At 54.5% G+C, this 23,971-nt stretch carries 20 protein-coding genes; 6 read left to right on the top strand and 14 right to left on the bottom strand.

What is annotated here, in order from left to right; translation table 11 throughout:
• Nucleotides 1–103: 103 nt before the first annotated feature.
• Nucleotides 104–259 carry a hypothetical protein gene (locus LDH66_RS23405; protein ID WP_484549492.1) on the bottom strand — a complete coding sequence of 52 codons (156 nt, stop codon included), beginning with the start codon at nt 257–259 and terminating at the stop codon, nt 104–106.
• Nucleotides 260–889: 630 nt separating this feature from the next.
• On the opposite strand from LDH66_RS23405, the gene LDH66_RS21810 reads away from it, so the two are divergent.
• Together LDH66_RS21810 and LDH66_RS21815 are read left to right on the top strand one after the other, a co-directional pair.
• The gene (locus tag LDH66_RS21810; RefSeq protein ID WP_226483190.1) at nt 890–1,099 is read left to right on the top strand and encodes a hypothetical protein; all 210 of its coding nucleotides are present in this window, start codon (nt 890–892) and stop codon (nt 1,097–1,099) included.
• Nucleotides 1,100–1,698: 599 nt separating this feature from the next.
• Nucleotides 1,699–1,821, top strand: coding sequence for a hypothetical protein (locus LDH66_RS21815; protein WP_226483191.1), 123 nt, complete (start codon nt 1,699–1,701; stop codon nt 1,819–1,821).
• Between the two features lie 140 nt (nt 1,822–1,961).
• On the opposite strand, the gene LDH66_RS21820 is transcribed toward LDH66_RS21815, so the two are convergent.
• Genes LDH66_RS21820 through LDH66_RS21830 form a run of 3 tightly spaced genes read right to left on the bottom strand, consistent with a single transcriptional unit; the run spans nt 1,962 to nt 4,634 of the window.
• Nucleotides 1,962–2,930, bottom strand: coding sequence for an NAD(P)/FAD-dependent oxidoreductase (locus LDH66_RS21820; RefSeq protein ID WP_226483192.1), 969 nt, complete (start codon nt 2,928–2,930; stop codon nt 1,962–1,964).
• A gap of 5 nt (nt 2,931–2,935) precedes the next feature.
• Nucleotides 2,936–4,042, bottom strand: a complete 1,107-nt coding sequence (locus tag LDH66_RS21825; protein WP_226483193.1) for a hypothetical protein — start codon at nt 4,040–4,042, stop codon at nt 2,936–2,938.
• 4 nt (nt 4,043–4,046) lie between these two features.
• Nucleotides 4,047–4,634, bottom strand: a complete 588-nt coding sequence (locus tag LDH66_RS21830; protein WP_226483194.1) for a UGSC family (seleno)protein — start codon at nt 4,632–4,634, stop codon at nt 4,047–4,049.
• 403 nt (nt 4,635–5,037) lie between these two features.
• Here LDH66_RS21830 and LDH66_RS23340 point away from each other — a divergent pair, with 403 nt between their 5' ends.
• Nucleotides 5,038–5,688, top strand: coding sequence for a tyrosine-type recombinase/integrase (locus LDH66_RS23340; RefSeq protein WP_226483195.1), 651 nt, complete (start codon nt 5,038–5,040; stop codon nt 5,686–5,688).
• A gap of 275 nt (nt 5,689–5,963) precedes the next feature.
• On the top strand, nt 5,964–7,217 hold the full coding sequence (locus LDH66_RS21840) for an outer membrane protein assembly factor BamB family protein (RefSeq protein WP_226483196.1): 1,254 nt from the start codon (nt 5,964–5,966) through the stop codon (nt 7,215–7,217).
• 215 nt (nt 7,218–7,432) lie between these two features.
• On the opposite strand, the gene LDH66_RS21845 is transcribed toward LDH66_RS21840, so the two are convergent.
• The 4 genes from LDH66_RS21845 to LDH66_RS21860 all read right to left on the bottom strand — a co-directional run bounded on the left by LDH66_RS21845 (nt 7,433) and on the right by LDH66_RS21860 (nt 10,280).
• On the bottom strand, nt 7,433–7,645 hold the full coding sequence (locus tag LDH66_RS21845; protein ID WP_226483197.1) for a HalOD1 output domain-containing protein: 213 nt from the start codon (nt 7,643–7,645) through the stop codon (nt 7,433–7,435).
• Entirely contained in the window at nt 7,638–8,576 is a 939-nt protein-coding gene (locus LDH66_RS21850; protein ID WP_226483276.1) for a DUF955 domain-containing protein, read from the bottom strand. Before LDH66_RS21850 ends, LDH66_RS21845 begins: the two co-directional genes overlap by 8 nt.
• 116 nt (nt 8,577–8,692) lie before the next feature.
• The gene (locus LDH66_RS21855) at nt 8,693–9,622 is read right to left on the bottom strand and encodes a transcription initiation factor IIB (RefSeq protein WP_226483198.1); all 930 of its coding nucleotides are present in this window, start codon (nt 9,620–9,622) and stop codon (nt 8,693–8,695) included.
• Nucleotides 9,623–9,845: 223 nt separating this feature from the next.
• Nucleotides 9,846–10,280: a TRAM domain-containing protein gene (locus LDH66_RS21860; RefSeq protein WP_226483199.1), complete on the bottom strand. Its 435-nt coding sequence runs from the start codon at nt 10,278–10,280 to the stop codon at nt 9,846–9,848.
• A gap of 500 nt (nt 10,281–10,780) precedes the next feature.
• On the opposite strand from LDH66_RS21860, the gene LDH66_RS21865 reads away from it, so the two are divergent.
• Nucleotides 10,781–11,797 (top strand): hypothetical protein, encoded by a 1,017-nt coding sequence (locus LDH66_RS21865; protein WP_226483200.1) that lies wholly within the window; start codon nt 10,781–10,783, stop codon nt 11,795–11,797.
• Between the two features lie 165 nt (nt 11,798–11,962).
• On the opposite strand, the gene LDH66_RS21870 is transcribed toward LDH66_RS21865, so the two are convergent.
• Entirely contained in the window at nt 11,963–13,192 is a 1,230-nt protein-coding gene (locus tag LDH66_RS21870) for an RNA-guided endonuclease InsQ/TnpB family protein (protein WP_226483201.1), read from the bottom strand.
• Between the two features lie 3 nt (nt 13,193–13,195).
• A complete protein-coding gene (locus tag LDH66_RS21875) occupies nt 13,196–13,342 on the bottom strand; it encodes a DUF2080 family transposase-associated protein (protein WP_264182585.1) in 147 nt (48 codons plus the stop codon).
• A gap of 788 nt (nt 13,343–14,130) precedes the next feature.
• Between LDH66_RS21875 and LDH66_RS21880 the strand changes: the two genes are divergently transcribed.
• Nucleotides 14,131–15,204, top strand: coding sequence for a hypothetical protein (locus LDH66_RS21880; protein WP_226483203.1), 1,074 nt, complete (start codon nt 14,131–14,133; stop codon nt 15,202–15,204).
• Between the two features lie 1,093 nt (nt 15,205–16,297).
• Here the strand turns inward: LDH66_RS21880 and LDH66_RS21885 are convergent.
• The 4 genes from LDH66_RS21885 to LDH66_RS21900 form a co-directional block, all read right to left on the bottom strand.
• Nucleotides 16,298–18,544: a COG1470 family protein gene (locus LDH66_RS21885; RefSeq protein ID WP_226483204.1), complete on the bottom strand. Its 2,247-nt coding sequence runs from the start codon at nt 18,542–18,544 to the stop codon at nt 16,298–16,300.
• A gap of 784 nt (nt 18,545–19,328) precedes the next feature.
• Nucleotides 19,329–19,670, bottom strand: coding sequence for a DUF7342 family protein (locus LDH66_RS21890; RefSeq protein WP_425492993.1), 342 nt, complete (start codon nt 19,668–19,670; stop codon nt 19,329–19,331).
• A gap of 138 nt (nt 19,671–19,808) precedes the next feature.
• Nucleotides 19,809–20,480 carry a hypothetical protein gene (locus LDH66_RS21895; protein WP_226483206.1) on the bottom strand — a complete coding sequence of 224 codons (672 nt, stop codon included), beginning with the start codon at nt 20,478–20,480 and terminating at the stop codon, nt 19,809–19,811.
• 655 nt (nt 20,481–21,135) lie between these two features.
• Nucleotides 21,136–23,823: an outer membrane protein assembly factor BamB family protein gene (locus tag LDH66_RS21900; protein WP_226483207.1), complete on the bottom strand. Its 2,688-nt coding sequence runs from the start codon at nt 23,821–23,823 to the stop codon at nt 21,136–21,138.
• Nucleotides 23,824–23,971: the final 148 nt, after the last annotated feature.

The following is a 23,971-nucleotide window of genomic DNA, read 5'->3' on the forward strand; positions in this document are numbered from 1 at the left end:
ATCTTACAGCTGACTGAACCCAGCTGGCTACGACCCTAGATCGAAAACCAGCTAGTCGCCAATCCTGAACAACTTCACAGACGGCTGCCTGGAAGAAGGCCCCTCACTCATCTTCGAGCGCTGCGTAAATCTCCGCGTGGCGGCGTCCGTCAAGCTTCCCCATCTCGAGGGCAATTTCGTGACGTTCGGCGTCGCTCTCGGCCGTCTGGTACTGATCGTACAGCTTGCGAACCTCGTCGTCGCCTTCCCATGCAGCCAGATAGAACGCTGACCCGCTCGTATCGAGCCCGAAGTACCGCCCAACAATGTAGCCGACCGCTTCGATCTCGAGTTCGCGTTTCGAGCGTTCAGTCTCGTCGTCGACGATCACCATGCAAGCGTGCGTGGGCGTATTCGTGGACGAGCGTCACAGCGAGAGCAGCGTCGTTCTCTCGGTTTCGAACCTCGATTAGTGGTCGCTCTACAGGTGATCGATACTGACAGACACCCTCAGCATCGCCATGAGGCCACTCTGGTTGAGAGACGACGTCTACATCCACGTCAAGTGCTGAGGCTGCCTCGAGGAGCGCTGGCAGTAGTTCGCTGGCATCTCCACTCGCTTCAGTCTCGAGTTCGGGGAGTGGCTCTCCCTCAGTTTGAGAAATATCGAATACTGGCGCTGGTCAGAAGCCCACGAGTCCTTTCGACCACTCGTCGGGTGCTGTCTCGTCGTATTCACAGTCACTTTGGTCGTGGTACGACGGTGAGTTCTCACACTCGGGGCACTGCTTTGCGATGATCGGTGCCCATCCATAATGATCACTCTCTCGGTGTTTTCGGAGTGCTCAAACGTGCTCTCGTGGCTAGTTCAGGCTGCCCGCTTATTCGTGTCAGAATCAAACGCCCTCATATGACTGAGTTCACCGATCGTCTGCTGATACTTCTGATCGCAGCTGTCGGGTTCGGAAGCTTACTTGTAGGCTGGTTCGGCGGATTCGTAATTCCATCGACCAGCGGCCAGTTAGAAACCGTCCTGATGGGCGTCTTGGTCGCACTCTTCGTCGCCATCCTGATCGGCATCTGGGTCGAATTCAACAGGGTCAGCACGAGATCAGAGTGATCAGTCCCGCCTCTACATAGAGCATTGCTGTCTGGTTATTTCCGCCTCATCTTAGAGTGACTAGGGTGTTCACTCCGCATACGCACGTAACGCCACCTTCGAAACTAAGTTTGGTGGAATCATCGTCCGAGAATTGGGGGAGCGTCGGACAGGAGATCGTGAACCAGCGGTAAGTACAGGTCGAGTAGTTAACAGAACAGCAATTAGAATCTCCGATATCTGTCAAGAATAGTCTGCTGAATACAGAGGATCTATACAGCACGTCACTGTGTCTGTGTTCGAGATACCACTACCGTTGTCCGGAAACGGAATAGCATGCCGGCCGCGCTACAGGGATCCACCGTGATTCGTCTCATTCATTCATCCAGTTCCGGCGTGCGGTGCCGTCGTCCCGTTCGGCGCGATCAGTTACCGGAGTCGCTGCGGGCACCGGGTCGCAATCTGTGACTAGAATCGCCTCGATGCTCCAGCCCCGGTATGACAGTCCTCCCCAGGACACGCTGCAGTCGATGTGGCCCTGGATCTGTCGGAGTCCATGCCGTTGGAACTGCGACCGGTGTCACCAGCTACGGTGTCCTCTGTCGCTGGAGATTACCGACATGGAACTGGACTTTTCGAGGAGCTTTTTCGGCGTCTACGCTGACATCGGCACCGTCAACTACGGTGACTCGCTGGCTGGCTCCGGGCTGGTCGCCAACTCCTCCGGTTACGTCGTCAACTAGGAGACTACTGGCCCTGAGTATGGCCACATTGAGGACATTCTCGGCGTGATCGACTGACTTCTCTTACGGATTGGTATCAATCCACAAATGCGACGCTGAGTAGTGACGCCGTCTCAGTGTTATCCGCTTCGTCGCCGCGTTCACTCCTCCAGATACCACGTCGCCGACTGGCAGGCGGTGACGCCGTCGCCGAGAGCAGTGGCAACCGTCCGCGGTGAGGACTGTCGGACGTCGCCGGCGGCGAACAGCCCGGGAACCGCCGTCTCCAGCGACTGATCGACGGCGACGGCGCCGCAGCTGGTCCGCGGAATCCACTCTGGGAGGAACGACGCCTCCGGCTCGACACCGTGCTGGACGTACAATCCGCCGACAGCCTCGTCGTACTCGGTGCCTTCGATGCGGTCAAACAGCTTGAGCCGCTCGAGGACGTCTTCACCACTGACACCCCGGATCTCGGTGGCGGTCCGTACCTCGACGTCCGGGTGGTCTGCGCCCTTTTCGCGAAGCGTCTCGCCGGCGGACAGTCGCGGCCCCTCCTCGATGACCACGACGCGTTCGGCGTGCTCGGTCAAATAGAGTGCGTCGGTCAGCGCCCATTCGTCGCCGCCGGAGACGGCGATAATTTCATCGGCGTACAGCGGTCCGTCGCACATCGCACAGTTGAAGATACCGCGACCGCGGTACGCTTCTGCGCCGGGGACGTCTAGCCGGATCGGCCGACTGCCGGTAGCGACGACGACGGTCCGGGTGCTGTAGGAACCTTCAGTCGTGTCGACCTCGAAGCCGACGGCGTCGCCGTCCTCGGCTCGCTCGGGAGCGCCGTCGCCACTGGCCGCCTCGTCGTCCACCTGACGGATATCGTCGACGGCCGCCAGTTGGATCTGTCCGCCGGCCTCACGGAGGTGGTCGACCAGTGTCGAGCGGAGTTCGGGACCCGTGGATTCGGGGTGGCCAGGGAGGTTCTCGATAGTGTGGCGGTTGACGAGTTCACCGCCGACGGACTCCCGCTCGAAGATAACCGTCTCTAGCCCGCGGCGGCCGGCGGCGATGCCGGCGGCCAGCCCTGCGGGCCCCGAGCCGATCACGAGGAGGTCATAATCGTACTCCATGTGGGCTACTCGCTGCTCGCCTGTCCCCACTCGCGATCGAGTTCGTCGCCGTACCGCTCGAGAAGCGCCTCCCAGTCGTCGGGCAGTTCGACGCGCTTCGTCGTCGGGCCACCGAGTGTCGGTCCCATTACGGCGTTGAACCGGCCGCTACCGCCGGTCACGAACAGGTTGATCCGATCCGGATCCTGGAACTGCCGCCCCCAGAGCGGCTGCAGTCCGTCGTCGGCGTCGGCGCTCCCGAGGTCGACGGAGAACAGCTCGTCGGCCCTCCGTCTGGCGTTTTCGGCGATGTACGCCTTGATTTCAGCCTTCGTGTACCCCTCGAGTTCCTGGGCGTTGTACGGACAGAGCGCATAGAACACCTCGAGTTGCGCGCCCTCGTACCGCTCGTTTGCGGTCTCGGTCTTGAGACCGAGCATGTTCGGCGGCGTGTGTTGAATCAGGCTCTCGACCATTTCCTGATCGCTTCGGGCCCCCGCCTTGAACTGGTACTGGAGGAAGCTGTTGGGCGCGGCGAAGGTGATCGTGCTCTCGTCGCGGTCGTAGCCCCGCTCAGCGTGCATCGGCTCCCAGGGGCTTCGCTCCTCGTTCTCGCCTGCAAACAGGCTGAACTTGAACGGATTGCCCAACGTCGCCATCTCCTTTTCGCCGGGGTTGATCTGGGCGGTGTTCTTGTAGGCCAGCCCGAGCGCCCGACCGACGGTCCGGTTGGTTCGGAACCCGGGACCGAACGCGCCGGTGTCGGAGTTGACGTCCAGCGCCTCCCGGATCGGGCCGTTGACGATACAGAGGTAGGCCCACGAGCCGGTGCTAACCGACGCCTGAATGGCGTTGGACTGGGGGTCCGCCAGCGCCCGCGCGCCGGCGACCAGCAGAGGCATGTGGATCGGCAGACAGCCGGCCATCACGCCGTTGACCGCCAGCTTCTCGACCGTGAGAGCGCCCTCGCGGGTCCCGAGCCGGCCGATCACGTCGTCCCGTGGCAGGTCAGTTCCCTCGAGCATCTGCTCGACGCGCTCCTCGCTCGGCGGCACCACCGGCAGCCCGTCGGTCTTTCCCTCACGATAGAATGAGTTCGTTACGCCCTCGATGTCGGCTTCCTGACGGCTCATCGGGCTATCGATCCCCGCCGGTAACGACCGTCCGGTCGGACTCAGCGTCGTCAGCGGCCTGCTCTTCTGCCCTCGGCGGCCGCGTCAACTCCTCGAGCAGTTCATCGAGGACGTCGGCAGTGAGCTGCTCGCGGAAGCGGTCGCGGTCGAGCACCTCGGCGGCCGCCGACAAGGTGTAGTAGCGTATATCGCGGCCGAAATCGCGAGCGTTCGTGTCCCAATCGAGCGTAAAGCCCTCGTCAACGATGCCGACGCCGGGTGTCCCGCTACGTTCGACCGACTCGATACCGTAGACGAGGTACTTGGTACAGGAACCGCAGTCGCCGATGGCGCCGATGCAGGCGTCGAGTTCCTCGTCGGCCCACGCCTGGATGTTCGCCATCTCCTCCTCGTTCTTGATGCGATTGAGGTGGTCGACGGCGTAGCGGTCGATCGTCACGGTCGGGTACGCTTCCTCGAGGCGCTCCTCGACGACGTCTAACAACGGCTCCGCCGCCGGCTTCCCGTTGTCGAACAGCCCGATACGTACGCCCTCGATCTGCTCCAGCCGCGGGGCGATGGGTTTCCGCTCCGTCAATTCGGAATCAGCCACTGGATCGTACATGCCTGTCGTGCTATAAGTTAGCATTCACCTTAAAATTGAAGGTCGTTGACGAGGTTCTCAGATGGACTAGTATCGGAGCAAGATCAGGCGATTATGTTGCCGCCACTCGCGTTGCACAACTTGGCCGCATCTAGGGAGTCAGTCGATGCAGGCACACGCTGGAGGGGGGTGTTACTCGCTATCGGACCGACAACGCTGAGAACCCACCGTACTCATAGAGGGCACAGTCACTAGCCCAGTCTCACACTCTCTCAACAGCCACACCTATCCAGGAAACAAGGTGATGACGTGCTCGGATCGCTTACGATCACCCTGCTCCAGAAAGGCAGCGAATTCCTGCCCCTGCGCTGCATTCGCGCCCTCTATGCAGCAGAGAGGCTGTTAGTTGTCGTTGATCTGGGGAATACTCATTCCCGGTCACCCCACTCCTGCAAAGGATGGTTCACCAAGGAACGTCAAGAACGAATGGGCCGACCGACACCGACAGGCACTGACCACCCGCCATTCCCATGAAGATGTACTCAACGACAGAGAGTTCGAACTGCTGTTAGAGGCGTGTAGGGATCTGCCAGCACCGCGTGTCTTCGAGGCGCGGTTCATTTGTCTGCTCGGCGGTCGGCTTGGGCTCCGCGCTGGGGAGATAGCCCATTTCCATACGTCCTGGCTGGACTGGAACCGCAAACTCATCCGCATCCCACAGCACGAGCCGTGTGACTGTGGCTACTGCCGGCGACAGGCCCGTCAGGAAGTCGCTCACAATGACCAACTGACTAAAGCCGACGCTATCGCTTCACGCTGGCACCCAAAGACCGTCGCGTCAGCTCGGTCAATTCCCTTCGATCTCTCACTACGAATCGAACTCTGTATCGAGCGATTCGCAAACCGCTACAGTGGCTTCCCACGGTCGCGGTCAACGGTCAACCGACGGGTCGAAGAAGCCGCGAACCAAGCGAATCTCACTGGACGAATTTATCCACACTGTCTGCGAGCAACCGCAGCCAGCCATCATGCGTACAAGGGAGTAGCTCCGGTACCGCTATAAGTACTGATGGGATGGAGTGACCTTGCGACTGCCCAGAAGTACATCCGGATCTCCGGAACCGCGATCGCTGACGCACTCCGTCGAGTCCACCACAAATAACCGAATAACCACCCTTCTGGCAGATTGCCCATTGCTGCATAGAGAGGATATATTCATCAGCGCGGTTGCTCACGAACGAGTCGTTAGGAAGGTCTGCGCCCCGATCATATTTATCGGTTAGCTCAAAGGTATAGTTAGACAGAAAGTATTTGCTAACTGCTGTAAGATCGGCAGATATGAATCGACGTGCCCTTCTTATCACAATTAGCACGATCACTGCTGGCGTTGCTGGCTGCCTCGGAACGAGCTCAACCGGTAATAACGACGGTAACAGTGACGGCGAGTGGCAGCATAACCTCGTTGCGAATCACCTCACCGTTTCTCACGGACAAGTCTATGGAAATGAGGCAGTAAGTGAGGATAGCGATAATGCGAATGTCAATGGTGGTATTTTTGCGCTTGACGGGGAGACTGGCGACCGTCAGTGGTCATATGGCTCTTCGGATGGCTCTCCCGCGCTCTCGTACACATTGACGGAGAACGGCATCTACGTCTCGCAAGATGACGACCAGCCGAAAACACCAGGCAGTATCACTGCGCTTGACTTTGATGGAACCATTCGATGGGAGAATATTAGCGGTTGGTTCGCAGACGCGGTTGCTGATACAGCATACATCAACGTCCCAGGCTCATCTCATCAAGAAGGATCTTCAGATCCCCATCTTAGAGCGCTCAACGCAGATACTGGAGAACAACTGTGGACGAGTACGTATGGAGGAGCAGTGGAATTCGACTCAGAATCAAATTCTCCGCTTGAGACCGCCTACGTGAATCGAGATACGCTGGCTGCAGTCGACGCGAACGACGGAAGTGTGAAATGGAGTTATGGAAATGCGGAGGACTCGTTTATGAACCCGACTGTCGCTAACGGTGTAGTATATAGTGAAGTGAACTGGGATGAAGCGCTTGTTGCAGTCTCTGAAGGAGAAAAACTATGGACTGTAGACTCAATCCATCCACACCTTGTAGGCATCTCTTCTGATCACGTACTCGCCGCTAATCTAGGAGCGGAGTCTCAATTCCCTATTTATGCATTCGATCGCAAGACCGGGAAGAAACGATGGGTACAGAAAGACATCAAACCAGGAGAGTATGGAACATCAATTATATTCAATAAAAATAGACTTTATATTGGAGAGCGAGGGCAAATTTCTGCTATCTCGGCAGAAGATGGTTCCAAACTATGGAGCACTCCACTTGAGAGTGAGGCTCGGGTGAAAACGCTGGACGTAGTTCCTGAAAGCGGAAGCGATCAGATGGTATTTGTCCTTGTTGAACAGGCTCGTACTGAATACTCTCTTCACCAAATTAGCGCAAATGGAGAAGAGATTTGGATGCAGAGCTTTGATGAACAGATCCGAGATTTTGCAGTGGGCGAATCGATTATTGTTGCGACAGATTCTGGCATCTCTGTTCTCGATCCACCGTGAATGCTTCCCCACTATTGAACGCTCACCGTCCCCAGCTGAACAGTTGGTTTGCTGACTATGCGCTATGCATTCAGCATAGCTCTGTCAATACCACCGGTAATTGACAGGAGTGCCGCCGTTCAATTCGCATACTCACCTACTAACTTGTTTGTCTCAATATGGTCTGAAATTTAGATGGGACAAACGAGCGGAAGATTCTCTATCTGGATCGCCTACTACGGACTCGGAAGGACCTCCACATCGGACTGCGTCACGCAGAGACGAAACTCACCAACCGAAAATCTGACCTCGAGGTCAGCACCTGCTGAGTCGACGAGTTGCTCAAGCGCTTCGATATCGACCGCCCGTTGCAATTGATACTCGTCACGAGCGAGTCCCTGTTCTTCGAGCGCAGCGACGATCTCGAGGAGGAGATTCCGTTCACTCATCTATCATCACCTCGTCGACGATATCGATGATCTCTGCAGCTGTCGAACTGATCCGTTCGAGTCGATCGAAGATTGCCTCCGGTTCGTCGCCCTCCCATGCAGCCAGATAGAACGCTGACCCGCTCGTATCGAGCCCGAAGTACCGCCCAACAATGTAGCCGACCGCTTCAGCCTCGAGTTCGCGTTTCGAGCGTTCAGTCTCGTCGTCGACGTCACCATGCAAGCGTACGTGGGCGTATTCGTGGACGAGCGTCACAGCGAGAGCAGCGTCGTTCTCACGATTTCGGACCTCGATTAGTGGTCGTTCTGTAGGAGACAGATACTGACAGACACCCTCAGCATCGCCGTGAGGCCACTCTGGTTGAGAGACGACGTCTACATCCACGTCAAGTGCTGAGGCTGCCTCGAGGAGCGCTGGCAGTAGTTCGCTGGCATCTCCACTCGCTTCAGTCTCGAGTTCGGGGAGTGGTTCTCCTTCCGTCTGCGAAATATCGAAGATGGGCGCTGGCCGGAAGCCCACGAGCCCTTTTGACCACTCGTCGGGTGATGCCTCGTCGTAGTCGCAGTCGCTTTGATCGTGGTACGACGGCGAGTTCTCACACTCGGGGCACTGCTTTGCGATGATTGGCGCCCAGATCCAGATTGCACTCCCGCCTTCGTTCACATGACGGTCGAATTCGTCTTGCCACGTTCGATAGCCGGCGACGCGAGTTGCGTTCGGACACTGACGAGTGATTAGCAGCGTATTTCGGTAGGAGTAATCGTGGAAGTGACTCTGGACGTCGAGCCACTCCTGGAACTGCTCACTCGAGACTGCGTCGTCAACCTCGTCGACGAGGTCGTCGACCCACGCTTCCATCGTACTGTGCATCTCGTCACGTCTGGTGTCCGAGTCATCGAAGGACACCGGCGAACAGTCGTTCGTAGTCATTGCTCTCGATGACGGGCGCTCAACGTTGGAACGCCCCTCACCCCTCAGGGGGAGAAAAACACGCTCGAGTCGACGCTTACGTGGGATCTTCGTAATCACCTCTTCTGGTTTTCCCTCTAGACTATGGTGTCGAGCTCGAGTAACTCGTCTCGACGGTTTCGAAGCGTATTCGGTGATGTCCCTGCGATGTCGGCGATCTGACGCTGAGATAGACAGAACTCGGCGCGTTCAGCAGCAAGATAGAGACAGCCCGCTGCGACGCCACTTGGCCGGCAGCTGATCGTAATTCCAGTTTCCCTCGCTTTCTGTGCAAGCGCAAGTGCTCGTCGACGAACCTGATCTGGGACCTCGAGGTCCGTTGCGAGGCGTGGAATGCGATCTGCTGCCGAAGTCGGTTGTGCCGGTAACTCGAGTTCGACGTTCATCGCGTCGTAGGCAGTGGTGAGTCTCTCCTGGTCACAGCGGGCACTGGATGCAACTTCCGTCCGGGATCGTCCGAGTCCGTTACAGCGAGCGATTGCGTAGACGCTGGCTGCGGCCACCGCCTCGAGCGAGCGCCCCCGACAGAGGTGTTCGGACTGTGCACGGCGGAAGAGTGCACATGCTTGGTCACGGATACTGTCTGCCAGACCGAGACTCGCGACGACCCGCCGTACTTCACTGAGTCCATAGGCGAGGTTCCGATCTGCTTTCGATTGCCATTGTGCGCGAGACTGTTCGCGACGCAGTCGGTTCAGTCGTCGTCGCTTCGTGCTCGAGAGGGTGTTTCCGTTTCCGTCTTGCTTGTAGCCAATCTCGGTGGAGAGGCCTCGATCGTGGCGTGTCGGTGTCAGTGGTGCGCCGGTCCGTTTCTGGGTTTCTCCGTCGTCGCTTCGGCCCCAGTCAGGTCCTCGATCCAAGTGATTGTTCTCGAGGATGCGTCCGCAGTCCTCGCAGATCGTTTCGCGGCCGGTCTGTCGAATGCTACCGCCGCAGTCCGGACAGTCAGTTGCAGTCGTCTGGACGTCTTCGTCGAACGCCGTCGTATAGATGTCTCTCGGTGCCATCGATAACTCCGAAGGGAACAACTGATCAGCCCCTTCACCGCTTTTGGGGCGATAAACATCGCTAAGGAGCTGTTGTCGGTCTCCCTGTTGGAACGGCCGCAGATCCCCCACTCACTTTTTCGGCTACTTGGTGAACGAGGATCTCTCCGTCAGACTAACTGGAACGGAGTCTTCTCAGCACCACTGTTTACCGAGAAGAAGGCCGACCTACGGAGGATAACAATTAGAGTGCTCGCGGATCGCTATCGACGATACTCGCAAACGCAACGTTCTCCTGAACCTGCTCGATTTCGACGGTCGGCTCGTCACCAGGTTGGGCACCGGGGACAATCACGACGTAGCCACGTTCGACTTTTGCAATACCGTCGCCCTGATCGCCGACAGTCTCAATTGTTACATCACGCACCTCGCCTTCATCGACAGGGGGTTCCAACGGGGCGCGGCTCACGGTCTCCCGAGAGTGGGATTGCTGTGACTCTTCTTGCATCGATGACTCTGTCGAGACAGGAGACTCAAGAATCGCTACGCGATACGTTTCGTTAGCTGACAACGCTTCATGATTAACTTCACTCGAAGGAACTTCAATAATGTACGTCCCATCTTGTTCTTCGATTGGAGCGCTGAACAGAGAGCGAAGGGAATGGGGGATCTCAACCATTGAGTTTGTAGTACTCAGTACCCACAGGACAAGTATGTTAACCCAGAAGGTTGGCGAGCTCGTGGAGGAGTTGAGACGTTGATCTTCTCCCACCTCTGAAGAGTGGGATTCCCGAAGGTAAGTTGAAGCGTTGAGGCGGTGGTCCGAGGTCGACTACCAACAGCTCGCGAGTCGCTCATTGCTCGTCTCCACCTCAGCAACGGATGTCGGCACGAACCAAGAGTAAGTGGTTCGCAAAGAGACGTGTCCGGAGAACTAAGATGGTGATTGGTGAACTACCACATATGTCACACAATCATCGTTCCTCTCCGATTCCCTCGCCTCTCGAATCAGTCCACCATCCGGTCGAGGGCATCAGTGAGAGACGAACACAGACTGCCACAGGAGTACCGAATCTGCTGTCTACCAAATCAACATCGATACACGTGCACTCACGACTGCAGTCTCGCCGCGTCCTCCTGAGCAAACTCAGTGTCCTTACCGTTCCCTTTGCAGGCTGTATGCGGACAGAAACCGAGTGGGAGAGCGGGTGTACCGAAACACTACCGGGTCTCATTGAGACTATTCACGAAGTCCAACAGGACTGGATCGAGGCCATCAACGAGGGGTTCGTCGAGGACGGTCTCTACCCCAGTCCAATCTACGATCCGAAGAGTATTCAGACAGAGTTCCGACTGCCGGAGACAATTAGAGAATCAACGTCCATGAATCTGTCTCCGAATGTAACTCCAAACACAACAGTGAATAATTCAAAAATCAATAATACTTCGACTACTAATATTACAAATCAGTCCTCGACTCGACGACCACTCTCCCGACATCCTGAGAAACAGTATCCAATCCACTGTGACATGGAGTTAGCAGAAGACGGCGTCTATGACCGCATCCGGTATTTCATTTGTCATCCAGACGTGATCGCAGCCCAGTACGAGAACTGGCCATTGGGAACGCTCACCGAGTACGAACTTGAGCTCGTCCTCGCGTTTGCCATGGAAACACTCGTCTCAGCAATTATCGCTGTGCCAGCAGCCCGCAAACAACGCGATGACGATGGTTGTGCATCCTTCTACGAACGCTTCCATCACCACATCGGACGTATTGATGTCGAACTTCATGATCACGGTGAAACGACCGTGACAGCGACTGTTCCTGCGGAGAAGGTGACTGAATTCTTTACTGCTCTCGAAACGAGTACTGACGATGAGCGTATAGACATCTATCGTGATATCCGCGAGTATCTCCAATCACAGATCCAGCTACCGGAGGATCCGGACTGTCCAGATGTCCAGATTACTGAGTCTGGAAGGATAGTTACGATCGAACAGGTTCCCGGTGACGATATTTCGTTCCCCGACCCAGAAGACGGCGGACCGCCTGATATCGGTCCACCAGAGACACACGAGTCCGACGCGAGTGAGACGGACTCGAACGAGTCAGCTACTCAGTCCGCACTGGCTCATCTCACTGCGGCCATCTCGGGAGTCCACAGTCACGAAAGGCGGCGTGATATCCACTAAGTACAGGACAGGAATTCGAGGGTGAGAGTGCGGCTATGCACATCTTCGGCGAAGACAAAGGAGACAGGATTCTCACGCGTTACCGTTTCATGAACTTCTCTAATAGCTCGGTACTGGTACGGAACATTATCGGTGGTCGTCATCCGATTTGTGAACTACCCCACCCTACTCGCTCACGGCTGACGCCGTTCGCTCCTTGAGGGTGGGGCTTCCTGTTTCCACGACGTGCTTTGCAGATACAGGCGTATCCACAGGGAGCGCAGTCTCCACAGGCGCTGATTCGGAGTGAACCACTCCTACTTCTTCAAGACCGCGAGAAAGGATGTTCCACGCCGCGTTCGCGTCCCTGTCCGCCTCAAAACCGCAGGCAGGACAGGAGTGTTCGCGCACCCATAGCGGCTTCTCCGTCGAAACGCCGCAGGACGCGCACTCTTTGGTCGTCCCTCTCGGGTCAACCGCGACGAGATACGTCCCTTCCCGCTCGCACTTGTATTCGAGCATCCGCAGGAACGTTCCCCACGCCGCTCCCGCCCGGTTACGAGAGTTGCCCGGCAGTTCGACCAAGCCCTTCGCGTCCAAGTCCTCCACGGCCACGAGGTCGTACTCGCGGACGTAGTGGTTCGACAACTTGTGAAAGAAATCCCGACGCTTCCGCTTCAACTCGACGTGACGTTCGGCCACGACTCGGCGCTGTTTCTCCCAATTCCCAGAGCCGTGTTCCTTCCGTGAGAGGTCACGTTGTGCGCGTTCGAGTCGCTCACGTTCCTCGCTGAAGTCAGGACTCTCGATGGCGTACCCGTCGGTGTCGTGGGCGTACTTGAGAATCCCCACGTCGATGCCGACGACCTTCTCGGGGTTCCCCGGTTTCTCGGGCGTTTCTTTGTCCATGTCGATGCCGAACGTAGCGTACCACTCACCCGAAGGTTCTTGCTTGACCGCGACCTGTTTGATGGTCGCGCTTTCAGGAATATCTCGATGGAGGTGAATTGGAATCTCTCCGATTTTGCTCAACCACAGGACAGGCCGACCACTCGTATTCTTGAGTTTGAAGCCGGACTGGTTGTAGGTGAGCGACCGATACTCCCGAGGCGGTTTCCACTTGAGCATTCCCACGGCATGCCCGTTCTCCTTCTGCGCTTTTAGCGTAGAGAGGTTGTCATAGACGCGCTTGATGACCATCTGGAGGACTTTCGAGTGAACGTCTCCGAGGTCGTCCCACCACGTTTTGAGGTCGGGGAGTTGCCCCTGCACCTCGTAGCGAGCGGGAATGTCGTCGGACTCGTTGAGCAGGGAGAGAACGTGGTTGTAGAGTTGTCTACAAGTATCGACGTGGTACAGAAGCGTCTCGGTGAGGGCTTCCGGTGGGTCGAGTCGATACTTGTAGTTGTAGTACATATTCTACTCGTCTGAACTAAGTTCGGAGACGCGGACGACTTTCACGTCGGCTCCGCGCCAGCGTTTGGGAACGATGACGTGGGCACTATTTCCCGACGGTTTTGCAGTCCCGTCGAGGACTTCTTCACCTTCGATTTCAAATCTATCCATCACTGATATATATATACTATAGATAGATATAAAGGTAGCGGTGGACCTGTGGGCCAAGCGCCAAACGTGTTTGAGAACCGTTCGACGCTGTATCCCCTCCCTACTGCGCTACTCGGTCGCTTCGCTCCCTGCGTTGCTCCTTGAGGAAGGGGACTTAGCGCCTAATCCCAGTTAAAATTGGCCGGTTCCATCATCGCGACGGAGGACGTTCTCTCCCAGTAGTCATATTCTCGGAGCTATGGGTGAGAGCGCCCGGGGCGGTATACGTACCTGGATTCTCAAATTTGTAGCGGAAGTAATCCCGGCTGTTTGGAAACATCGACGTGGATCGAACGCTAGTACAATCTAGTTGGTACTGGAAATAGAAATGAAGACGAGAGAGAAGTAGTCACAGGCTGGCACGTGGTACCATTTTAGTCAGTGATCAATGTGTGCCTCATATGGGTCAACGGCACACAATTGACATCACCCAGCCAGACACTCCAGTGAGATATGTGCGTTCCAACCATTTCTCTCGGCGAACATTCCTCAGTACAACGAGCGCCGCCTTCTCACTTGGAGTAATCAGACAGATCGCGTCAGCAGTCACCCAAGAATCGTCGTCGACACTCGTCATCGAATTGAGAGAGGATGAATTTGGACAAGCAGCTTATACGGCATCGGTGACCGGGTCAATTCGTCCGCCACTCGGCTCCCAAACGCTTACGACTGACTCGACAGTTCTTGGGGTACTCAGTCCGGGTGACTCAGTGAGTCTCACATATACAGGCACCTTGGAGCGTGTACTGGTGGACGGTGACGCATCCATCTCGGTCGATGCACAGTCAACAACCCCAGACACGATTCTCGCAGTCGATGGCCAGTCTTCAATCGACGACCGACCAGAGTCGTTTGACAACACGCTCACCGTCACGAAGAAAGAAAAGACATTCGAGTGGGCTCCCTACACCGTCACAACAACGGGCACAATCGTCCCAACCACTGATACCGAGGCTGTCAGTGATGGCACGACTGCCCTCGACGCGGTCGGGATAACCCCCGACACGGATACATACCGGTACACAGGCGAACTCGAGACCATCTTGACACTCGGACCCGCAATTTTCAAACGGAACGGTAAGCCGATCCCCAGAACCGAGATTACTGGCCCTCCGTTCAGGCGCGTCTTCCCAGAGATGTACAACCCGACCGTTACGCCCGGAACGACGGTTCACTTTGAACTCGATGATTCAATGTATGATCAGACACGCTCACTCAGGTCTGAATGGTGGGTTGACGGCACACTCATCACGGACAGTTTCTTTGATCCAGACCCGGTCGAACGATCAATGTTCCCAGCCAACCGTGATTATTTCCATCACACGTTCGAGGAACCGGGCACGTATACTGTGGAAGGAGCCTTGCTTCCGGCACAAAAGAATACCCGTGACACGCCTGATATCCCCGTGGAGAACCGAGTGACATGGAACGTAACCGTTCGCGATGACGGGAATCGAGCACCGCAAGTTGGGCCCCACTCCCCCGTCGCACCCATGACGATTGGCGACGACCTGTTCTCGCTCGAAGCGAACGTACTTGACTGGGATGGAGAACTCGCACGGGTGTACTGGCGGTATCGGTTCGGTGATGTCTACCTCGGCGACTCAAAAATCACAGGCGTTCACGATGTAGCACTGCTCCACGATATCGACCTCGAACTGTATTACGGGGCGTTCGAAGTGCTTGCTGTGAACACGACTGGGGCAGTCACGTCAGCCATCCTCTGGGAAGTCGAGAGCTCGTCGGGTGATCCTACGTACCATACGATCCGACCTGTATGTGATCACACTGTCCGAGGCATTCATGCATCCGATACCTGTTGATGCACGGTTCTTGTGACGAATCGGTGGGCTATCCTTTCCCGAACACGACTCCACTCTCGAGTTGAATTGGTGATGTCCTCAGTCATCACGTGCGGCCACAGTCACTTCTCCCCCGCTTCCTCATCGTCTGTTTCAACGAAGACAAGAAAGTCGCCAGTCGGACTGCCTGACGGGAGTTCCGACGTGAACATGACAGTCGTCATCTCTCCGCCGTTGAGTGTTACCGAGCGAGAGTCCGTGTTGACCGTGGTTCCCTCATGTTGTACCTCGAAACTCACCTCTTGCGTCGCTTCCGTGGCCCAAACATTCTGCACGTCAGCTGTGACTTCGAAAACATCCCCCGAACTGATGCGTGCTTTTTCGGGCACGAATTACTTTGAAAACACCACGCCTCACTCCTTCAACCTTATCTGAACACCATCGCTACTACTATACTGTTCAGTCCTCCTTCGTTAGTTCGACAAATAAGTTGCTTCCGCATCGGCAAGATGGCCTGTTGCTGGCCCGTGTCAGTGTCCCATCTGGAAGTCGAAACGCGGGATAGACAGCACCGCATTCGGTACAGCGGATGGACACCTCCTCTGTACTCTCCCAATCATCCATCGTGGGTAGAGTGAACGAGACGAAGTACATATAGAAATGGTGGCCATTCAGCCTGTCAGTTGAAGCGGTAGTAGCTGACCGTCTAATAGAGGGGCATAACAGAGTGAACGGTGCACGCTGCGAGCAATCGTCAATAAGTACAAGCATGGGCGGCACTCGCCGTCACGTCATCTCTCTGTGCCACGGACACGTGCCGACTGTTCAGCGGTCTGTTCACCAACAGTCACATGAACCGGAAACTCTTGCGTATTCTTAACTTTTGGCGTCATGTAGCCTAACGACACTGTTTTTGATTCACTCGGCGGAATCGTCACCGACTTCGATTGAACTTGCTCTGGATTATGCACCACAATGAGGGTGGCATCTTGGTAATCGGTATCTCGCCTGTGTTCTCAATACGGGCAGTCACCTCGAGGAATTTCCCAGCATCCAATGGCGTATTCGTCCCAGCAATCATGACAGCAGCTGAGTCCGCTTGTGCGTCCGTCCCCTACTGGTTGTTGCTGGTTGTTCCATAGACGCGAACGGATTTGGCCGCTGACCCAGCATTGGTCTGAATTTTCACTGGGAACTCCTGCGTGTTCTTCACTCTCGGGGTTTGATACCCCAGTGTGACGGTCTTCGTTTCGTTCGGTTGAAACGTCACCGTTTGCGAACCTACCTGCTCGGGGGTATGCCCAACGATTAGACGCACGTTCTGCGTCGTCTCATCGTTCCTAGTGTTTGTGAGTTCACCAGTGACTGTGAGACGCTTGCCAGCGTTGATAGGGGTGTTCGTCTCCGCGATCGAGACATTAATCCCTGTTCCGCCCTGCGCCTGTTTGTCAGTGCTATATTTCTGACTTGTGGTGCCATACACGCGAACTGACTTGGTGGCAGTACTATTCTCGGCCCTGATTCGGACGGGGAACTCTTGGGTATTCTTGACCGGTGGCGTCTCGTAGCCGACCGTCACTCTCTTCGTTACACCGGGTTCTACAGTGACTGTCTTCATATCGACTTGCTGCGGGTCATGACCGACGATTAATCGGATGTCTTTCGTGACAGGATTTGGACCCGGGTTTGTCACTGCCGCAGTTACTTCTACTGAATTTCCGGCAGACACCGGGGTGTTCGTCTCTTGAATCGTGATTCCTCTTTCCGTCTCAGTCTCTGTTTCACCCTCAGTCCCAGTCTGGGTCCCTGATGACGGGGAAAACGGTAATGAGGATGAGTTAGCTGGTCCCTCAGCCTCTCGTGGTGGCTGATCTTCCAACTGACCCTTACTTTTGTTTACATCAGTATCGTCTACCTGATGGTTATTCTCGCCTTCGGTTATCCCAGTGGAACCTGTCTCCAATCCGTCTGGGGTGAGAAGTGGTTCTTGCAAGGAATCGCTGCTCCAGAAGACATCTGGCGTCCATTCCCCCCATGCTTCAGAGTCATTCTTTGTATCGACGAAGTTACTTCCCTGTTCTGGGAGATCATCGCCAAATATTGGTGTAGGAACCTCAACAAAATTGGAACCCTTAACAGTGTAGTTTGTCTGTAAGAATCGTTCTGATGTCGTATTATACACTGTTGCATTGCGAAGCCTGACAGATGCATCCTCAGGGCTACCCGCGTAGCTAATCCCCCCGCTGTTGTAGAAGCAGGTTGTTTGAATAACGGCATATACTGGCCCAGTTGGGAGTTCAACTGGTTTCGGTGTGTTCGAAAAGCAGGAGTCGTGAATTGTGATCTCTGGCGCCATTAGGCGATTGTTCTGGATTCGAAGGTTTGGAATCGGACCTGTGACTGTTGGGTCATAGGTTCCAGAGAATTTCGTTTCACTAATTTTGACGGTTCGAGTATCGTCCGTTTCGACTATACTATCATTGAACATAGAATCAAGAACTGTGAGATTCCCGGACCCTACAAGTTCGGATTGAGTAACCCGCGTATTATTGAGGACCGAGTTAGCTATGTTTATATTTCCATTATGGAAAATTGTGTTTGAAATACGTGTATCAGGCTGTGACCCACTAGGTTTATGATTCGGTTGATAATGTTGAACAAATAACTGTGTATCATAAAGCTGACTACTTGTGGCTGTAAATGACTGTTTCGACGTAATCGTAGATCCGTTGACTATAGATCCCCTCACAGACACGTCTGCTGCATTTCGGACGAGATGTCCCGTAGTAGTGAGTCTAGAGTTCTTAATCTGTACATTCGGAGCCCGAATCGTGAGTCCATTTCCGGTGGAATTCACAACATCAACGTCAGGGGCTTCCACAATCCATGCCCGAACCTCGGAGACAGATATTTTTGAGTCAATGATTGAGACTGGACCGGCAGAGTGGATTAACTGCTCTGTATGAACAGTGTGGTGTATCTCCAAATTCTGAAGTGTGATGGAAGTATTACTCTGCGACCGTAGTAAGAGATTCGTTATAGATGCACCATCTTCCCCAATAAAAACAATGGGTTTAGACCTTTCATAGGAGAATGTTTGGCGAGGACTCTCGCTAAAATCCATTTGCGCCGTTATTTGAACGACAATTGTTCCGTCAGAGTTCGTGTCTTCGAACCCGTTTTGAACGCGGTATTCAAACTCTGATTGTGACTTGATAACATGATCGGCGGCCGGTTGCTCTAGTTCAAGGACCGGTGTTTTATCGTCGGTTTCCAGAGTTGCCGCGGCTACAGCTACCGTCATTGGCGCAATAGAGACTATTACACACAGGCTGATAGCAAGGATTTGTCTCCCCTTCATTTTGCTCGCCCGCTACACCTACCAGCCATAAATTGTTTTCATACGTTAGAATACTAGATTATGCCACTTCCACATATATGTGGAACTCTGGGTACATCCCTGTGGGAGGGGCTATACATCATTGAACCTCCTCTCTTGTACTTAAACGTTCTTTGGAGCCGTCAATCGGCTTGCTATTGCTGAATTTAGAGAATCACCTTTTCTCGGATTGATTCGCTATCATGATTCTGTTTGCGGAATCCAACTGATAGCACACTCGACTTTTTGTTCATCAATCCTTTCACGCATAGTGCCCGTCTCCTCTCGAACGATGTCAGGGTTCGCGATTGGAGACCAATGAATTGGCCAAGTGGCCCAATTCTATTGATCAAGACTCTGTTCATATAAACATCGAGCTTGATGCATCCTCCATAGTCCAATCATGATCTCCTAGTATCTCGTCGGTGTTCCACTCCTCTATCGAATCCGGAACTCGAGCTCCCTTCGGTGCCAGTAATAGACGTGACGGACTTTCGCTGGCGAACCCTTGCGATCGACGCTGGAGTTCATTTCGAGTACGGTGTGCTCGTATCGACAACGCCTAGTCATTTCGAAACAGGTACTTGAGCATCGACTATGCGTTACGATGACGTGGACTCCGAAAGTTGTTGTAAACAAACAAGTGGAGCACATGCGTGAGGAGATAGATATCCAGTTCGAGCGTCGACCATGCTTCACTACTATTCCGAATATCTCGCCTTTCTTCGTTAGAGAGATTGGTATCGGTGAGACGTTCACGTAACTATTAGGCTGACTCGGCACCATGTTCTGCCTCCAACTCCTCTAATTGCTCTAGACGGTCCTCGAGTTCTGACCCAAGTTCAGGACGAGAACGGGTCTCGATCAGATCGGTGATTTGATCGAGAAATTGATGGACAGAATTTGGTTTGTATTTCTCGCCGTCTGTTTCAATAACCGTATTTACAGCTGCGGATCGCTCAAGTTCCCTTTGTGCAGTCTCTGGCGTGATATCTGCCTGGTAAGCAATAGCTGCGACTAATTCCGCCTCACAAAGCGTCTCGACAACCATCCGAACACGCTCTCGCCCACTCGTCTTCTCTTGCCACGTATCGGTTGGCGCGGTCATCACCAACTAGTACACGATTGAGGAAGCCACCGTCGTCACAGTCAGTTCTGCAGAAGATGCGTTATCATCATCCGAAACCTGCTCAACTATCATCGATGAGGGAGGAGAATTGTTGCTCAACGCTCTGTTCTCGACCGCTCATCCGATCTCGGGCACTGCTGAAAATGCAGGGGTCAGGTTCGGAGCCTCACTTCTAGAGAGGAAATCACACTCACGGATTCTCACGCGGTATGAAGGAGCTCCGACTCCGGGATTCCCGAAACTAAATCGGTACCGTCCCCCGTTTGAGGCGAGAAATAGACCTTCGTTCATCCCCCGTTCTTCTAGCGGCGAGTCAAGAATTCGCCGGTTCCAAATATCGTACTCATCCGGATCAGTAACTGTCAATACCATCGCTCCATCACTGTCGACAACCTTGACAGCGACGATAGCGCCTTCAGCTAACTCGACTGTATAATCTTCCTCCGTATTTTGGACCCGGCCAAGCGAGATTTCTTGGTCAAGTACTGGTTCACAGTCCCCGATTGGATCTGCACATTCCGCAACAGTGAGGTTCGCTGACGGTGAGCCAATGAGATTGGTAAAGCTGAAGCGATAGAGTCCACCGCCGTATGTGCGGAATATATCATTCCACTCTGACTCGATGAGCCGGTGGTCCCAGATTTCGTAGTCTAGCGGATCGGTGACTGTAACTCGCATCCCTGACGCAACTTCAGTGAAAGCGACTGAGACGAGTGTGTCCTCCGACAATCGCACCGTGTAATCTTCATCGTCGACGAGAAACCCCAACGATACCGTCTCTTCAAACACGGTTTCACAGCGTCTCGGGCGGGATGTGCGGACAGTACCTTGTGGGCCAACCCTCCAACCCCCGAGTGCGACACCACTTGCTTCGAGGAGTTTTCGGCGGGTGAGTGATGGGTGGGTCATGGGAATCGGTCATTCACGTTGCTGCGCCAACGGTAGCTCCGAGCGTGATCCACTTAGGTACCGGTCTGACGTCACTGGCGTTCTCAGTCCTCCCAGCAGGGCGACCGTGAGTGATCTCCAGTTCCCCAGTTGGATCTCTCGCTCGCGATCCATGTTGGATGAGTGAGTACGATGGAAAGGATTCATAATCACGGCGATTGTTTCAGTTCATTAGAAAACATTTCTGCTGACTGTAGAATTCCTTGCTCCCTCCTGCAGAGTCCTTCTGCTCATGTGACCGCTTTCATCAGAGAATAATACAATCTGTCTAAAATTCATTAATATATTACTAATACCGTCTAATTAGGTCAGTCTGGTGAGGGATCGTAGCCAAATAGTCTCAACAACTGAGTTCACGCGACCGTTCGGACGGTCGAGATAGACAGTAAACTGTCCGAGAAGAGGACAAGGAGCAAGGAACTCTAAAAGGCGCCCTATACTATACCACAATGCCAAAACGTGCGGTGGATATTATCCTGAAGGTGTACACCATCAGCTATCCTTCCTCAGTATTCTTCCGTTCTACGTGGATCACTCCATCATCTTGATGTGTATCTGATTGAACGCGGAACGAAACCCATTCCCCTTTTAGCCCGGATGGCACCGTGGACGTGAGTGTGATCTCATCTGTCGCGCCAGCCGCCATCGTCACTGTCTGATTCTCCACGACCGTTGGCTTCTCACCGAGCGTAAGTTCAATCTCTCGTGTCACTTGCGTCGATTCGATGTTTTCGAGCATTGCCCTTACCTTCACTGCCTCGCCCTCAACAATCGGACTGTTCGTCTCAAGAACTAGTACGTTGATGCCCCTTCTCTTATCGAGATTTTTCGCTGAGTCTTCACCGTCTTTGAACTGCCATGGAATGATCGACGTGTACGTGTTATTCTCAGTAATTGCCCATGCTTCAATCTGGCACGATAGACAGCCACCATCGATCTCGAGCGACGCCGTGTCATTCCGACTACTGACCTCGGTGATACCGATGATCGTATCCGCCTGTGTCATCCACCACACAACCCGGTCAAGATCGGTTGTCGGACTCGAGATATCGAGTTCGAGTGTATACTGTCCGTCTGCTGCGAGTTCGCTGGTGACTGGGCGAGCGGCATCAATTCTGGGTGGTATAGCCCCTGAGTCGGTCACAGTAATGGTCCACCGCATTGCACGGTTCCTATCGTCTCTGACAACAGCTGCGGTAATTTCGTGGGTGCCGGGAGACTCAAACAGATACGAGAAGAATTCACGTCCAACTTTATCGGCATACATGAACGGCCACACTGCACCCTGAGTCGGATGGTGGCTACCATCAACATACCATTGGATGGTTCCCTCTGGTTTCATCACCGTGGTGTCAATCTCGAACATAACCTGTGTAGCAGGCTGGATCGTGAGTTCGGAGGACGGAGATGTATACGTGGACTCCAACTCGTCGACAGCACGAACGGTGACTGTTTTGGTGGCTGTGTCCGTTTCAATCTCAGCACGGATCGGGATATCCACCTCGTCTTTCACGGGGTAGGTTCGATAGCCGAATGAGTGGGTCTCTGTTTTCCCCGGTTCGACGGTCGTTTTGATCCCGCCTCTCTTTTCTTCGTTAAAGATGGCTGTAATCTCTGGTCGATGTGCTATTTCACCAGTATTCGTGACTTCGACTGTGATCGTCAATCTGTCACCGCCTTCAACCGGGCTGTTTGTGTCAACAATCGCTATCGAGAGGTCGCTCTCGCGAGGCGTGACGGAGAGAGCCCGTTGGACAGTATCTTTGGCTCTCGTTTCGTCAACCACAGTAAGCGAAATAGGGTGTAATCCTCTGTCAGAAAACGTATGTTCAACACTTTGTCCGGTGCGATCAGCGGTCCCATCACCGGTGAAATCCCACTTGTACGCTACGATCTTACCGTCTTCTACCGTTGACGCTGACGCATCAAAGGCGACCGGCTCATTGACGGTTGGTTCGTCCGTGTCGATCACGAAATCCGCCAGTAGCGAGTGATCATATGTGGGAGGGGTGACGGGACCACCACGGCGGAGACTATCGTGATGGCCGAGTGTACCGAGTAACACTCGTGATCCTTCACTTGATCCATCAACGTCTGTCGGGAACGCGTACACCGACGAGTCGTAACTCCCAATATAGACGGTTCCATCAACCGCTGTTGGGGACGAGGAGACAGGGCCGTCAGTTTTGTACTGCCAGATGAGATGGCCGCGTACCGCGTCGATCGCATACAGATTTGGGGCACCATGCGGTGACGAATCCCCGACGTAGACGATGCCATCAACGACAGTTGGCGATGAATCCACAGTCGTACTGGTTGTGAACGTCCACTGCTGCTCGCCAGTACTGGCATCAAGTGCGTACACATCGGCATTATACCCGCCGATATACACGGTGTGGTCCGCGACCGTCGGTGATGAGGTCCCGATGTGTCCGCCAGTGTCAACGCTCCAGATTTCCTCCCCCGTTGCGACATCGACTGCGTAAATTGAGTCATCGAAACTCCCGACGTAGACATTACCCTTCACGACTGTTGGTGACGAACGTACCTCGCCACCAGTTTCGAACGCCCACTGTTCATTACCATTTGTGGCATCGAGCGCGTAGAGGTAGTTATCGGCACTCCCGATATAGACGGTATCAGCAACTACTGTTGGCGACGATCGTTGAATACTTCCACCGGTCTCGTACGTCCAGATTTCGCGACCGGTTACCATATCTAGTGCATGGACATCCCCACTGAAATCCCCGACATACACGGAATCATCACCAGCAGTCGGTGATGACATCAGAATACTTGATCCGATGTTGGAGACCCAGCGTTTCTCTCCAGTCTCAGCATCGAGCGCGTAGACGTTCTCATCGCGACTGCCCACGTAGACGGTTCCATCAACCACTGTTGCCGATGATCCCACCTCACCCTCGGTCGAGACAGTCCACACTGCTTGACCAGTGCTTACGTCAATTGCATAGATCTGACTGTCATGGCTTCCGATATACAGAATGCCATCAACGATCGTCGGCGATGCGGAAATGAACCCACCAGTTTCAAATCGCCACCGTTCGGGAGTACTATCATCACGGCTCGTAGTTTGCTGTGCGTGATCGGTGGGCCAGACGGATGTAGTCCCATATCCGGCGGTCAGTTGCAGGAGGTGACGGCGCGTGAAGTGTGTGTTGGACATTCTTTGTCACCTCATTTGTGCTTCGCATTCAATCGGGGACGGTAGTCACGGTCAAAGCAGTCGCGCGAGTCATTTTCAGCCTATAAGCCGTATCGCTGTGGTATCCGGATTTGGGATACCGTATGGGTGTGGTACTTCGACGCATATG

It is taken from the genome of Natrinema amylolyticum, from assembly GCF_020515625.1.
Lineage (GTDB): Archaea > Halobacteriota > Halobacteria > Halobacteriales > Natrialbaceae > Natrinema > Natrinema amylolyticum.